Consider the following 12,451-nt stretch of genomic DNA (forward strand, 5'->3'; position numbering starts at 1 on the left):
TCTTTCTTATCTGATTTTTAATATAAGCACGAGCCGATTTGTTCGTTCCCTTTCGGCTTGTTTCTTTTCATACTCGGCACCTTTTTGCGAACCTGCGCGGTCGCGCCTGTGCGGCCCGCGCCTTCTTTCATGACCTTCCCTTCGCCTGATGCGGCACGCGGCAACGCGGCGCCGGTCATCCGTCTTCAATCGGTGCAGAAGTCGTTTGCCTTGCCCAGCGGCGAGGTGTTCGACGCCGTGCAATCGCTCTCGCTCGAGATCCAGCAGGGCGACGTGTTCGGCCTGATCGGCAAGAGCGGCGCCGGCAAGTCGACTTTGCTGCGCCTCATCAACCTGCTGGAGCGGCCCGATACGGGCCAGGTGTTCGTTGGCGGGCGCGACCTCACGACGCTGTCGCGCCGCGAGCTGCGCGACACGCGCCAGAACATCGGCATGATCTTCCAGCAGTTCAACCTGCTGCAGAACGCCACGGTGTTCGACAACGTGGCCTTCCCGCTGAAGATCCACGGCCGCCACTCCAAGGCCGAGATCAACGAGCGGGTGCGCGAGTGCCTCGACCTCGTCGGCCTGGCCGAAAAGATCGACACCTACCCGGCCCAGCTCTCGGGCGGCCAGAAGCAGCGCGTGGCCATCGCCCGCGCGCTGGCGCCGCGCCCGCAGGTGCTGCTGTGCGACGAGCCCACCTCGGCGCTCGACACCGAAACCACTCGCGCGCTGCTCGAAACGCTGCGCGACATCAACCAGAAGATCGGTGTGACCATCGTGATCGTCACGCACGAGCTCTCGGTGGTCGAGGTGCTGTGCCGCAACGTGGCCATCCTCGAAAAGGGCCGCCTCATCGAGCAGTTCGCCGTCGATGCGCCGAGCGAGGAGCGCAAGACCGCGCTGGGCCGCGAGATCGACGAACTGGTGCGCCGCCGCGAACGCGAAGCACGTGAACCCTTGGCGCCGCGCGTGGCGACCGCACAGCGCAACGCGCAGGAGCTGGCCTATGTTTGAGAACATCACCCCCATCCTTCCCGAGCTGTGGACGGCCACGGGCCAGACCTTCCTGATGCTGGCCATCGGCCTGTCGGCGGCGGTGCTCATCGGAGGACCGCTGGGCATCCTGCTGTTCCTGCTCGGCCCGGGCCAGTCGCTCGAGAACAAGCCCGCGTTCCACATCCTCAACTGGATCGTGAACACGGTGCGTTCCTTCCCGTTCATCATCCTGCTGGTGGCGCTGGTGCCGTTCACGCGGATCATCGCGGGCACCTCCATCGGCCCGCTGGCGGCCGCCGTGCCGCTGTCGTTCGCGGCCATTCCGTACTTCGCTCGGCTGGTCGACCAGTGCCTGCGCGAGGTGCCGCGCGGCGTGATCGAGGCGGCGCATGCCATGGGCGCCTCGGAGCTGCAGATCGTCTGGCGCGTGCTGATCGTCGAGGCGCGCTCGGGCCTGGTGCTCGCGCTCACCGTGCTGGCCGTGAGCTTCCTGTCGTACTCGGCCATTGCCGGCGTGGTGGGCGGCGGCGGCATCGGCGACCTGGCCATCCGCTACGGCTACTACCGCTTCCAGACCGACGTGATGGTGCTCACCGTGGCGCTGCTCGTAGTGCTGGTGCAGATCCTGCAGTTCGTGGGCAACACCACGGCGCGCCGGCTCGACAAGCGTTGATTCGTTTCCTTCTTTTCTCCCTTCATCTTTCTGTTCATTCCATGAAAACCGCACTGCTGCGCCGTTCCGTCCTCGCCGTTTCCCTCGTCGCGCTGTCGCTCGGCGGCCTCTCGCTGTCGGCGCAGGCGCAGGACGCCAAGAAGAACCTCGTGATCGGCGGCACCGCCGGCTCCAACGCCGACCAACTCAAGGCCGGCATCATTCCGATCCTCGAGAAGAAGGGCTACAAGGTGAAGCTGGTCGAGTTCAACGACTACGTGCAGCCCAACCTCGCGCTGGCCCAGGGCTCGCTCGACGCCAATTTCTTCCAGCATCGGGTCTACCTGCAGAAGTTCTCGGCCGACCAGAAGCTGGACCTCGCCGAGCTGGTGCAGGGCCCGATCGCGCCCATGGGCGTGTACTCGACCAAGCGCAAGACGCTGGCCGACGTGAAGGAAGGCGACCGCGTGACGCTGCCGAACGACCCGAGCAACCTGGCGCGCGCGCTGGTGCTGCTGGAGCAGAACAAGCTGGTCACGATCAAGGCCGGCATCGATCCGCTGCGTGCGTCCGAGAAGGACGTGGCCGAGAACCCGAAGAAGCTCAAGTTCATTCCGCTCGAGGCCGCGCAGCTGCCGCGTTCGCTGGGCGACACCGAGTACGCCATCGTCAACGGCAACTTCGCGATCTCGTCGGGCCTGAAGCTCACCGAGGCCGTGGTGCTCGAGAAGACGCCCGACTACTACCTGAATGTGGTCGCCGTGAAGAGCGCCGACAAGAACGCCGCCTGGGCCAAGGACATCGCCGAGGCCTACCGCTCGAAGGAATTCAAGACGGTGGTCGACAGCAAGTTCCAGGGCTACGCCAAGCCCAGCTTCCTGCAGTAATCCCTCACGCTTCAGCGAAGGACGCCCCATGCCCGTGCTCGCCGTATTCGATGGCCAGGCCAATTGGCGCGACACGCACGTGTGCGACGGCTGGATCAGCGACCACCTCGCGCGCCACGGCGTGCGCTGGGGGCGCGGCGAGGCCGAAGGCCAGCGCACGCTCGACAGCGCGGGGCTGTTCTATCTGCCGACGGCGGAGGGGTATCTGGGGTTGTTGGTCGAAGGCGGGGAATGGGTCGCCATTCCCGCCGGTGCGCCGCATTTCTTCGATGCGGGCGAGGTGGCTTCGCCCGACGGGCTGCCTGCCGCGTTGCCGCGCTTCGAGGCCTTTGTCGAAGAGGTGCTCGCGATGACGGGCAACGACGCGAGCGACGAGTAGGTCAGCGACGGGCCTGCGCGGCCCGTCGCATCCCAGGCGTCGCTCAGGCCGGCGCCGTCGTCGGGCTCGGGCGCGCCGAACGCGAGGGCCCTTGCGTGTAGCGGTCCATCGCCAACCCATCCGTGCGGATCTCCGGCCGCTGGCCCGTCACCAGGTCCGAGATCAGCTTGCCCGAGCCGCAGGCCATGGTCCAGCCCAGCGTGCCGTGGCCCGTGTTCAGGAACAGGTTGGGGTAGCGCGTGGCGCCGACGATCGGCGTGCTGTCGGGCGTCATCGGGCGCAGGCCGGTCCAGAAGCTGGCGTTGGGCAGGTCGCCGCCCGGGAACAGGTCGCTCACCACCTTCTCGAGCGTGGCGCGCCGCGCCGGGTTCAGGCGCAGGTCGAAGCCGCCGAGCTCGGCCATGCCGCCCACGCGGATGCGGTTGTCGAAGCGCGTGACGGCCACCTTGTAGGTTTCGTCGAGCACGGTCGATTGCGGCGCGAGCGATTCGTCGAGCAGCGGCACCGTGAGCGAATAGCCCTTGACCGGGTACACGGGGATGTCCAGGCCCAGCGAGGCAATGGCGGCGCGCGAGTAGCTGCCGAAGGCCATCACATAGCGGTCGGCCGTGAGGATCTTGCCGGCGCGCGTGCGCACGCCGGTGATGCGGCCGCCGTCGGTCTCGAGGCCGTCGATGGTCTGGCCGAAGCGGAAGTCCACGCCCAGGCCGTGCGCGATCTCGGCGAGGCCGCGCGTGAACAGGTGGCAGTCGCCGGTTTCGTCGTTGGGCAGGCGCAGGCCGCCCGTGAGGCGCTCGCGCGCGCCGGCCAGGCCGGGTTCGACGCGCGCCAGGGCGTCGCGGTCGAGCAGTTCATAGGGCACGCCGCATTCCTCGAGCACGGCGATGTCGCGCTGCACCGCGTCGAGTTGCGCCTGCGTGCGGAAGAGTTGCAGCGTGCCGCCGGTGCGGTGCTCGTACTGCAGGCCGGTGTCGGCGCGCAGTTGCTGCAGGCAGCCGCGGCTGTATTCGGCCACGCGCATCATGCGTTCCTTGTTGACCGCATAGCGCTCGGGCGAGCAGTTGCGCAGCATGGCGGCCATCCAGCGCAGCTGGAACAGCGTGCCGTCGGGGCGGATCGACAGCGGCGCGTGCTTCTGGAACATCCACTTGATCGCCTTCAGCGGAATGCCGGGCGCGGCCCACGGCGTCGAGTAGCCGGGCGACACCTGGCCGGCGTTGCCGAAGCTCGTTTCCTCGGCCGCGCCGGCCTGCCGGTCGAGCAAGGTGACTTCGGCGCCGGAGCGCGCGAGGTAGTACGCCGTGGTGGTGCCGATCACGCCGCCGCCGAGAACGATGACTTTCATGGTGTATCCGCTGATTTGAATGGAATGATGTGAATCTAAAGTGCACAATGCAGTGAATTCCATTGTTTTTAGGTCTTTGGCCGTGAAAATCGCTGCCGAAAACCGTCCAAGGCCCCGCGCGGAGTGAAATGCCCGAACTCGACCGAATCGACCGCAAGATCCTCGACCTGCTGCAGCGCCAGGGCCGCATTTCCATGACCGAACTGGCCGAGCGCATCGGCCTGTCGGCCTCGCCTTGCGCCGAGCGCGTCAAGCGCATGGAGCGCGACGGCGTCATCAGCGGCTACCACGCGCACGTGTCGCCCGAGGCGCTGGGCAAGACGCTGCTGGTGTTCGTGGAGATCAAGCTCTCGGCCAAGTCGGGCGACGTGTTCGACAAGGTGAAGCAGGAACTGCTGCACATGCCCGAGGTGCTCGAATGCCACCTGGTGTCGGGCAGCTTCGACTACCTCGTGAAGGCGCGCCTGAGCGGCATGAGTGAGTACCGGCACCTGCTGGGCGACATCCTCAAGAAGCTGCCGGTGGCGGCCGAGTCGCACAGCTATGTGGTGATGGAAGAGATCAAGGAAACGCTGATGCTGGCGGTGGACCGGTGAGCGCCGCCGTCATCGTCATCCGGCCCTGGCGCCTGGCCGACTTCGACGCGGTGAAGGCCATCCTCGACGACACCTTCGCGAGCACCTGGCTGCCGCAGCTCACGCCCGAGGCCGCCAAGGCCTATGCCGACAGCGGCGAGCCCGTGGGCTACATCGACGAGAGCGGCCCGGCCTTCTTCGTGGCGGAAATCGACGGCGAGGTGGTCGGCATGGTGCACTGGGAGCACGACTTCGTGCAGGCCCTGCACGTGCCCGCCGCGCACCAGCGCAAGGGCATCGCCCGCGCGCTCATGGCCTTTGCCGAAGCCGGCATGCGCGCCGACGGCGTGACGCAGGCGCGGCTCGAGACCGACACCTTCAACACGCAGAGCCAGGGCCTGTATCGCGCGCTCGGCTATCGCGAGGCAGGCCGCTACCCCGACCTCGAATGGCACAGCGGATTCACGACCATCCTGTATGTGAAAGACTTGGCCTGAGCTTTCGTTTCACCCCTTCAAGGACATCGGCATGACCCTCTCGATCCGCCGCGACGGCACCACCGGCACGCGCCACATCCTCAAGATCCGCAACCACGAGATCCCTGTCGATGCTTCGCCCGCGGGCGGCGGCAGCGACGGTGGCGCCGAGCCGCACGACCTGTACGACGCGTCGCTGGCGGCCTGCAAGGCGCTCACGGTGCTGCTCTACGCGCGCCGCAAGGGCATTCCGGTGGAAGACATCGAGGTCGTGGTCGACCGCGACGACAGCGAGGAACGCAAGGGCATCTACCGCCTGAAATCGGGCCTGCGCCTGACGGGCGAGCTGACCGAGGCGCAGCGCGACGAACTGCTGCGCGTGGCGGGCAAGTGCCCTGTGCACAAGCTGATGACCGAGGTCAAGACCGAGATCGAAACCGGCTGGGCCGACTGAAGGCGCAATAAACCTACTGCGCGTCCCGATCTCGCATCTGCGGTCCTCACCGTACGGGAGTACGGTTCCGGTCCTCGACGCGACCTCGGGGCGCTCGCTACGGTTTCTTCGCGCCTTCAGAGGCGCCGGTCTTACTTCGCCGCTTCGGCCTGCTTGCGCGCCGCCGCCACGCGCTTGGCATAGCGGTCGCCCCAATCGGCCAGCGGCCCCAGCGCCGCATTGAGCGTGGCGCCCAGCGAGGTCTCGGAGTATTCGACGCGCGGCGGCACTTCGTGGAACACCTCGCGGTGCACGAGGCCGTCGGTTTCCATCTCGCGCAGCTGCTGGATCAGCATCTTCTCGCTGACCTCGGGCAGCAGCCGCTTCAGCTCGCCGAAGCGGTAGGGCTGCAGGTGCAGCTCCCACAGGATGACGGCTTTCCACTTGCCGCCGATGACCTCGAACGCGGGGCCGATGCCGCAGTTGTAGGGCTTCTTCGCTGCCATCTCTTGCTCCTTGCGATTCCAATACTTCCCATTTGGTAAGTACCTTACTTTATCGTAGGTACTTGACCATATGGAAGTGTAATTTCTACCATGCAGGCGTCATCAACCACTGCATCGGATTGCCATGAGCAACAAGAAGGAAGTTTCGGTTCTGGGCCTGGGCGCCATGGGCGTCGTCATCGCGCGGCTCTTTCTCGACCAGGGCTACAAGGTCACGCTGTGGAACCGCACGGCCGACAAGGCCGACGCGCTGGTCGCCCGCGGCGCCGTGCTGGCGCGCAGCGCGGCCGAGGCCTTGCGCGCGAGCCGCATGGCCGTGATGTGCGTGTACGACTACCGCGCCGCCGACGCGATCTTCGCGATGGACGGCGTGGCCGCCGCCATGGACGGCCGCCTGCTCGCGCAGCTCACCACCGGCAGCCCGAAGGACGCGCGCGAGGCCGAGGCCTGGGCGCACCGCCACGGCGCCGCCTACCTCGAAGGCGCGATCCAGGCCGCGCCGGACCAGATGGGCCGGCCCGACACGCCGCTGCTGGTGTCGGGCGCGCAGGCCGTGTTCGCCGAGGCCGAGCCCTTGCTGAAGGTGCTGGCCGGCGGCATCGTCTACCTCGGCGAGAAGGCCAGCGCCGCCGCGGCCATGGACCTGGCCACGCTGTCCAGCATCTACGGCACGATGCTTGGCTTCCTGCACGGTGCGCGCATCGCCGAGCACGAAGGCTTCGACGTCGCCGAGTTCGGCCGCATCGTGGCGGGCATCATGCCGACCTTCGCGGGCTTTCTCCAGCACGAGGGCGCGGTCATCCAGTCGGGCGACTTCACGATCACGCAGAGCCCGATGCGCATCTCGGTCGAGGCCACGCAGCGCATCCTGCAGACCGCGCAGGAGGCGGGCATCAACACCGAGTTCCCGGCCTTTGCCGCAGGCCTGTTCCAGCGCGCCGATGCGGCGGGGCTCGGCGGCGAGGAACTGGCGGCGCTGATCAAGCTGCTGCGCAAGTAAGGATCAGGCCCAGCGCATCGACTGGATGGCGCGCACCACCTCGGCCTCGCGTTCCATGAAGAAGTCGGTGTGGTTGCAGTGGTCCAGCGTGAGCCGGTGCGAGGTCTGCAGCGCGGCGGCCAGGCGGTCGGCGTCGGCGCGGCGCACGCGGCGGAAGATGCGCAGGAAGTCGGCGGCGTCCTGGCCGGTCTGCGCGTCGAGCGGCCGTTCGAGCCAGGGGAACAGGTCGCGCTGGTCGAACGGCAGCGCGCTCACCACCAGCGCCGGCGCGCGCACCGGGCGGTAGTCTGGCGAGAAGCGGTGGGCCGCGGTGTCCATCGCGGTCTCCACGGTGTCGGGCGTGTTGGGGCGCACGCTGCCGTCGGCCTGCACCTCGAGCGCGTCGCGCAGGTTGGCCTCGAGCGCCGGCCACCAGTTCTTCGACTTGCGCCGCAGGTAGGCAATGGCCGCCTTCATCGAGCGGCCGTCGTCGGGCGTGGGCGCGGGCTCGTCGAGCCGGCGGTTCATCGGCGGGTCTTCGCCGCCGGTGTCGGCGTCCTTCGTGTAATCGAAGGTGGTATCGAGGTACACCAGGCCGCGCACCCGCTCGGGAAAGCGGCCCGCGAAGCGCGTGAGTTCGTTGCCGGCGATCGAGTGGCCGCCGAGCACCACGCGCGTCAGGCCGAGCGCGTCGCACAGCGCGGCCAGGTCGTCGACCAGCGTGTCGACCTCGTAGTGCTGCGTGGCGCTCTTCACCGGCAGCGGCTTGTCCGACAGGCCGTAGCCGCGCCGGCTGACCGCGACCACGCGCGAGGCGGCGCCGGCTGCGACCAGTGCGGGCGCCAGGCTGTCGAAGCAGCGCGCGTTGCCGCCGAGGCCGGCGAGCAGCACGAGCACGGGACCGCCGTCGTCGCTGCGCTGCCAGTCGCGCACCTGCAGCGAGACCTCGGGCGTGGTCGACACTTTCACGCGGCGGTCGGTGGCCGCCACGGAAAGGTCGTTGCCGATGGGAGTGGGGCCGGCGTTGCCGCCGCCACCGCCGCCGCAAGCGGCGAGCCCGGCCGCGCTGCCCAGGAGCACGGCGCGCAGCAGGTCGCGGCGCTGGAAGTGAAGCGGGTTCGCCCAGTGGGGGCGAACCGTGGAAGGTGAGGGGCGAGGCACGTCGATGCTCCAGGCATGAAGAAGAAAGTAAGAGCCTTGCAGTGTGGGCACGCCGCCTGAAGAAGCCCTGCAGCCTTCATGAAGGCTTCCTGAAGCGCGGCGACGGGGTGTGGCAGATACTTCGGCCACTTCCCGGAACCGGGCTTGTTCGCTTGGAATCCTTCCCATGAATCTTTTGCTTGTTGAGGACGATCTTGATCTTGGCAACGGCGTGCGCATTGCGCTCGCCAACCAGGGCCTGGACGTGGTGTGGGTCCGCAGGCTCGACGACGCGCTGCGCACGCTCGACAACGGCGCCTTCGACATGGTGCTGCTCGACCTGGGCCTGCCCGACGGCGACGGGCTCGACCTGCTGCTGCGCCTGCGCCGCACCCGCCAGATATTGCCGGTGCTGGTGCTGAGTGCACGCGACGCACTCAACGACCGCCTGCGCAGCCTGGACGACGGTGCCGACGACTACCTCGTGAAGCCCTTTGCGCTGGCCGAGCTGCTGTCGCGCGTGCGGGCCTTGGCGCGCCGCAGCTACGGCTTCAACGACGAGACCATCCGCATGCGCGGCCTGGCGCTGCATGAACCCACGCGCGGCGTGATCGTCGACGGCGAGCCGGTGGAGCTGTCGCGCTGCGAGTTCGACCTGCTCGCGCTCTTGCTCAAGCGCACCGGCCGCGTGGTCACGCGCCGCGTGATGGAAGAGCAGGTGCTGCCCGGCGGCCAGGCCAACGGCAGCAACTCGCTCGAGGTGCACATCTCCAACCTGCGCAAGAAGATCGGGCAGGGCTACATCCGCACGGTGCGCGGCATCGGCTACGTGATCGACACGCAATCGCTGGTGCGGAGCCCGTCGAAATGATGCGCCAGCTGGCGCGGGGCTGGAAGAACTGGAACCAGCCGTCCCTGATGCGCCGCCTGCTGGTGGCGCAGATGGCGGTGGTCGCGCTGCTGTGGACTTCGGCCGTGGGGCTGCTGTTGTACGACTCGTACAAGGACCCGGGGTTGCTCAGGTTCAGCAGCATCTTCAAGGCTGCGATCTCCATTGCGCAGAAGCTGGAGGGTCAACCCGAACAGCAACGGGAAGCGCTCGAAGCCTTCGACGCCGCGCTCATCGAGGCGCTCAGCGACGGCGACGAAGGGACCGAAGCCATTGCGATCATGCAGGTCTGGCAGCACGGCAAGCTGATCTACAACTCGCGCGCCGGTGTGCCCGTGCTGCTGAACTCGGTGCCCGACCGCAACGAGACGCTGGTCGCGGGCGGGCGCGAGTGGCGCGCGCGCACGATGGCCTCGCCCATCGCCGACACCCGCGTGGTGCTGGCCGAACCCAGCGTGTGGCGGCTGGCCGTCACCATCCTGTCGCGCGGCTACTACCTGCTGCCGCTGGTGATCAGCCTGCCGTTCCTGGTCTTTCCCGCGTGGCTGTCGGTGCGGCTGGCGCTGCGCCCGTGGCGCCAGGTGAGCCGCGAGACCGCCGAGCGCGGTCCCGACGACCTGACGCCGCTGTCGTACACGCCGCCGCACAAGGAGCTCAAGCCGCTGGTGCAGAGCATCAACAGCCTGTTGCTGCGGGTGCGCGACAGCACCACGCGCGAGCGCAGCCTGATCGCCGATGCGGCGCACGAGCTGCGCACGCCGCTGGCGGCCATGCGCGTGAACGTCGAGGCACTGAAAGAGCAGAGCGCCGACGAGGGCCAGCGTGAACTCATGGCCAACCTGCTGCGCAGCAACGATCGCGCGGCCCGGCTGGTGGGGCAGCTGCTGCAGCTCATGCGCAGCGACGCGGTGGCCACCAACGCGCTGCCCGTGATGCTGTCGCTCGACGGGCTGGTGCAGGATCGGCTGGCCATGATCGAGGGCCTGGCGCGTGCGCGCGGCGTGGAGCTCGAACTGGTGTGCGACGACGCCGTGCCGGTGCTCGGCGAGCGCGAAAGCCTGGTCTCGATGATCGACAACCTGATCGACAACGCGATCAAGTACAGCCCCTGCGGCGCCACCGTGACGGTGCACGTGGCGCGCGAGGGCGCGCGGGCGCTGCTGACCGTGGCCGACACGGGCCCGGGCATTCCGCCCGCGCTGCGCGAGCGCGTGTTCGACCGCTTTTTCCGCAACCCCGACCAGACGCAAAGCGGCAGCGGGCTGGGCCTGGCGATCGTCAAGTCGGTGGTCGACCGGCATGGCGGCGACGCGGTGCTGGGCGAGGCCCCGGACGGCGGCCTGCTGGCCACGGTGCGGCTGCCGCTGGCGCAGGCCGATGTGCCGCAGCCCTTGCTCGTCGGCGCCTGAGCCCGGGGGGAAAGGCCCCCGGTCAGGCTCATTTCAGGGCGAGGAATTACACTAGCCGGCTCCCCCGGCGCTCGTCTACAGGACACTTTCACCAATGAAGTGGGTCATTCTTGCCATCTTCGTGCTCAGCGCACTCTACGTTCACTTCCGCGGCCAGGTCCGGCACAAGTTCTTCAGACAACTCTCTGATCACTCGACCTTCCTGGCGCCGCTGAACGTCTTCATGTACCTTTTCTCGAAGGTGCCCGGTACGCCGTACCTGTCGCCTGCGCAGTTCCCCGAGATGCGCATCCTCGAGGAAAACTGGGAAGTGATCCGCGAAGAGGCGCTGGCCATGCGCAACGGCGGCAGCATCAAGGCCTCGAGCCAGTTCAACGACGTGGGCTTCAACTCCTTCTTCAAGAGCGGCTGGAAGCGCTTCTACCTGAAGTGGTACGACGAGGCGCACCCCTCGGCCGCCGTGCTGTGCCCGCGCACCACCGAGCTGCTCAAGGGCATCGGCACCATCAAGGCCGCGATGTTTGCCGAGCTGCCCCCGGGCAGCCGACTCGTGCGCCATCGCGACCCGTTCGCCGGTTCGCTGCGTTACCACCTGGGCCTGTGGACGCCGGGCGTCGAGGGCTGCTACATCGACGTGGACGGCCAGCGCTACCACTGGCGCGACGGCGAGGCCGTGGTGTTCGACGAGACCTACATCCACTACGCCGAGAACACCACCGACCACGACCGCGTGATCCTGTTCTGCGACATCGAGCGCCCGCTGAAGTACCGCTGGGCCAGCGCCGTGAACCGCTGGTTCGCCAAGAACCTGCTGGCCGCCGCCGCCTCGCCCAACGACGCGGGCGACAAGACGGGCGGCCTGAACCGCGCCTTCAAGTACATCTACCAGATCCGTGTGGTCGGCAAGCGCCTGAAGGCCTGGGACAAGCGCGCGTACTACCTGGTCAAGTGGACGATCTTCGGCGGCCTGGCGCTCTGGATCTTCTGGTAACCGACGGCGCTCACGCCTCGGCCAGCACCAAGCGTGCACGCGGCGCGCGCCGCCAGCACACGAGGCCCGCCAGCAGCACACCACCGAGCACGTCGAGCAGCACGTGCTGGCGCGTGGCCAGCGTCGAATAGACGATCCCCGCGGCCCACAGCACGTTCACCCATTGCGTCCACGCGGGCGCCTGCACGCTGCGCAGCTGGCGACCGAGCCACACGGCCGCGAACACGGCAAAGGCCACATGCAGCGACGGGAAGGCATTGCCGCCCGCATCGGCGCTCTTGAGGAACTGCAGCGCCGGGTACTGCGACCAGTCGATCGCAAAGCTCGGTACCACGGTCGGAAAACACCAGAACACCGCCAGCCCGATGGCCGCCATGAGTGCGGCCCCGCGTGCGCAGGCCCACAGCTCGGCCTTGTTTTTCGTGAAGGCGGGCGCCAGCGAGATGTAGAACCACAGCGAGCTGTACAGCAGCATCGCGTCGTCGCTCACGTCCACCCAGTGGTCGATGGCCGTGAGCGGCATCACGGTCGGCACCGAGGGCGGGTGGTGCATCACCCAGAAGTACAGGACGAAGAAGCCCGAGATGCCGAGCGTGGTGCCGATCATCTTCACGACCCACAGCGTGGCGAAGCGCTGCCCCAGCGCCAGGTGCCAGGGCGTGACGGGGAGGGCGGCGGGGTTCGGGCGGGAGGGCAGCGTCACCGGTGCGCTTTCAGGAGAGGGAAGCGCCACAGCGTAGGCGCATGCATTGCGTGAACATTGCGCTGCCTCATGTGACGGCTCTCTAGAATCACCCGCCTGTCCGGTC

15 protein-coding genes are annotated in these 12,451 nt (G+C 67.8%); 11 read left to right on the forward strand and 4 right to left on the reverse strand.

Annotation, left to right across the window (positions count from 1 at the left end):
* The first annotated feature begins 129 nt into the window (after positions 1-129).
* The 4 genes from AC07OH_RS26760 to AC07OH_RS26775 are packed head-to-tail and all read left to right on the forward strand — an operon-like array spanning position 130 to position 2,899.
* A complete protein-coding gene (locus tag AC07OH_RS26760; protein ID WP_495302721.1) occupies positions 130-999 on the forward strand; it encodes a methionine ABC transporter ATP-binding protein in 870 nt (289 codons plus the stop codon).
* Positions 992-1,654, forward strand: a complete 663-nt coding sequence (locus tag AC07OH_RS26765) for a methionine ABC transporter permease (protein ID WP_062473319.1) — start codon at positions 992-994, stop codon at positions 1,652-1,654. Before AC07OH_RS26760 ends, AC07OH_RS26765 begins: the two co-directional genes overlap by 8 nt.
* A 41-nt stretch (positions 1,655-1,695) precedes the next feature.
* Positions 1,696-2,520, forward strand: coding sequence for a MetQ/NlpA family ABC transporter substrate-binding protein (locus AC07OH_RS26770; RefSeq protein ID WP_062473320.1), 825 nt, complete (start codon positions 1,696-1,698; stop codon positions 2,518-2,520).
* Between the two features lie 28 nt (positions 2,521-2,548).
* Positions 2,549-2,899: a hypothetical protein gene (locus AC07OH_RS26775; protein WP_495302722.1), complete on the forward strand. Its 351-nt coding sequence runs from the start codon at positions 2,549-2,551 to the stop codon at positions 2,897-2,899.
* 43 nt (positions 2,900-2,942) lie between these two features.
* On the opposite strand, the gene AC07OH_RS26780 is transcribed toward AC07OH_RS26775, so the two are convergent.
* Positions 2,943-4,244: a D-amino acid dehydrogenase gene (locus AC07OH_RS26780; RefSeq protein ID WP_495302723.1), complete on the reverse strand. Its 1,302-nt coding sequence runs from the start codon at positions 4,242-4,244 to the stop codon at positions 2,943-2,945.
* Between the two features lie 128 nt (positions 4,245-4,372).
* Between AC07OH_RS26780 and AC07OH_RS26785 the strand changes: the two genes are divergently transcribed.
* The 3 genes from AC07OH_RS26785 to AC07OH_RS26795 are packed head-to-tail and all read left to right on the forward strand — an operon-like array spanning position 4,373 to position 5,749.
* Complete coding sequence (locus AC07OH_RS26785; RefSeq protein ID WP_492743192.1) at positions 4,373-4,840, forward strand: Lrp/AsnC ligand binding domain-containing protein; 468 nt, start codon at positions 4,373-4,375, stop codon at positions 4,838-4,840.
* The gene (locus tag AC07OH_RS26790) at positions 4,837-5,316 is read left to right on the forward strand and encodes a GNAT family N-acetyltransferase (protein ID WP_495302724.1); all 480 of its coding nucleotides are present in this window, start codon (positions 4,837-4,839) and stop codon (positions 5,314-5,316) included. Before AC07OH_RS26785 ends, AC07OH_RS26790 begins: the two co-directional genes overlap by 4 nt.
* 31 nt (positions 5,317-5,347) lie before the next feature.
* Positions 5,348-5,749, forward strand: coding sequence for an OsmC family protein (locus AC07OH_RS26795; RefSeq protein WP_062473329.1), 402 nt, complete (start codon positions 5,348-5,350; stop codon positions 5,747-5,749).
* Positions 5,750-5,880: 131 nt separating this feature from the next.
* Here the strand turns inward: AC07OH_RS26795 and AC07OH_RS26800 are convergent, their stop codons facing one another.
* The gene (locus AC07OH_RS26800) at positions 5,881-6,234 is read right to left on the reverse strand and encodes a winged helix-turn-helix transcriptional regulator (RefSeq protein ID WP_062473331.1); all 354 of its coding nucleotides are present in this window, start codon (positions 6,232-6,234) and stop codon (positions 5,881-5,883) included.
* A gap of 124 nt (positions 6,235-6,358) precedes the next feature.
* On the opposite strand from AC07OH_RS26800, the gene AC07OH_RS26805 reads away from it, so the two are divergent.
* Entirely contained in the window at positions 6,359-7,234 is an 876-nt protein-coding gene (locus AC07OH_RS26805; RefSeq protein WP_495302725.1) for an NAD(P)-dependent oxidoreductase, read from the forward strand.
* Between the two features lie 3 nt (positions 7,235-7,237).
* Here the strand turns inward: AC07OH_RS26805 and AC07OH_RS26810 are convergent, their stop codons facing one another.
* Positions 7,238-8,374, reverse strand: a complete 1,137-nt coding sequence (locus AC07OH_RS26810) for an alpha/beta hydrolase (RefSeq protein WP_495302726.1) — start codon at positions 8,372-8,374, stop codon at positions 7,238-7,240.
* Between the two features lie 166 nt (positions 8,375-8,540).
* Here AC07OH_RS26810 and AC07OH_RS26815 point away from each other — a divergent pair, with 166 nt between their 5' ends.
* The 3 genes from AC07OH_RS26815 (at position 8,541) to lpxO (ending at position 11,642) form a co-directional block, all read left to right on the forward strand.
* A complete protein-coding gene (locus AC07OH_RS26815) occupies positions 8,541-9,224 on the forward strand; it encodes a response regulator (protein WP_062473337.1) in 684 nt (227 codons plus the stop codon).
* Positions 9,221-10,651, forward strand: a complete 1,431-nt coding sequence (locus AC07OH_RS26820; RefSeq protein WP_495302727.1) for a sensor histidine kinase — start codon at positions 9,221-9,223, stop codon at positions 10,649-10,651. Before AC07OH_RS26815 ends, AC07OH_RS26820 begins: the two co-directional genes overlap by 4 nt.
* Positions 10,652-10,745: 94 nt before the next feature.
* On the forward strand, positions 10,746-11,642 hold the full coding sequence (gene lpxO, locus AC07OH_RS26825) for a lipid A hydroxylase LpxO (protein WP_062473341.1): 897 nt from the start codon (positions 10,746-10,748) through the stop codon (positions 11,640-11,642).
* A gap of 10 nt (positions 11,643-11,652) precedes the next feature.
* Here the strand turns inward: lpxO and AC07OH_RS26830 are convergent, their stop codons facing one another.
* Entirely contained in the window at positions 11,653-12,345 is a 693-nt protein-coding gene (locus AC07OH_RS26830; RefSeq protein WP_495302728.1) for a phosphatase PAP2 family protein, read from the reverse strand.
* Positions 12,346-12,451: the final 106 nt, after the last annotated feature.

It is taken from the genome of Variovorax sp. GW821-FHT10C12 (genome assembly GCF_059415405.1).

Excerpts from the sequence above, each read along its gene's own strand:
- AC07OH_RS26760 (WP_495302721.1), top strand. The coding sequence starts at position 130 with ATGACCTTCCCTTCGCCTGATGCGGCACGCGGCAACGCGGCGCCGGTC.
- AC07OH_RS26765 (WP_062473319.1), top strand. The coding sequence starts at position 992 with ATGTTTGAGAACATCACCCCCATCCTTCCCGAGCTGTGGACGGCCACG.
- AC07OH_RS26770 (WP_062473320.1), top strand. The coding sequence starts at position 1,696 with ATGAAAACCGCACTGCTGCGCCGTTCCGTCCTCGCCGTTTCCCTCGTC.
- AC07OH_RS26775 (WP_495302722.1), top strand. The coding sequence starts at position 2,549 with ATGCCCGTGCTCGCCGTATTCGATGGCCAGGCCAATTGGCGCGACACG.
- AC07OH_RS26780 (WP_495302723.1), bottom strand. The coding sequence starts at position 4,244 with ATGAAAGTCATCGTTCTCGGCGGCGGCGTGATCGGCACCACCACGGCG.
- AC07OH_RS26785 (WP_492743192.1), top strand. The coding sequence starts at position 4,373 with ATGCCCGAACTCGACCGAATCGACCGCAAGATCCTCGACCTGCTGCAG.
- AC07OH_RS26795 (WP_062473329.1), top strand. The coding sequence starts at position 5,348 with ATGACCCTCTCGATCCGCCGCGACGGCACCACCGGCACGCGCCACATC.
- AC07OH_RS26800 (WP_062473331.1), bottom strand. The coding sequence starts at position 6,234 with ATGGCAGCGAAGAAGCCCTACAACTGCGGCATCGGCCCCGCGTTCGAG.
- AC07OH_RS26805 (WP_495302725.1), top strand. The coding sequence starts at position 6,359 with ATGAGCAACAAGAAGGAAGTTTCGGTTCTGGGCCTGGGCGCCATGGGC.
- AC07OH_RS26815 (WP_062473337.1), top strand. The coding sequence starts at position 8,541 with ATGAATCTTTTGCTTGTTGAGGACGATCTTGATCTTGGCAACGGCGTG.
- AC07OH_RS26820 (WP_495302727.1), top strand. The coding sequence starts at position 9,221 with ATGATGCGCCAGCTGGCGCGGGGCTGGAAGAACTGGAACCAGCCGTCC.
- lpxO (WP_062473341.1), top strand. The coding sequence starts at position 10,746 with ATGAAGTGGGTCATTCTTGCCATCTTCGTGCTCAGCGCACTCTACGTT.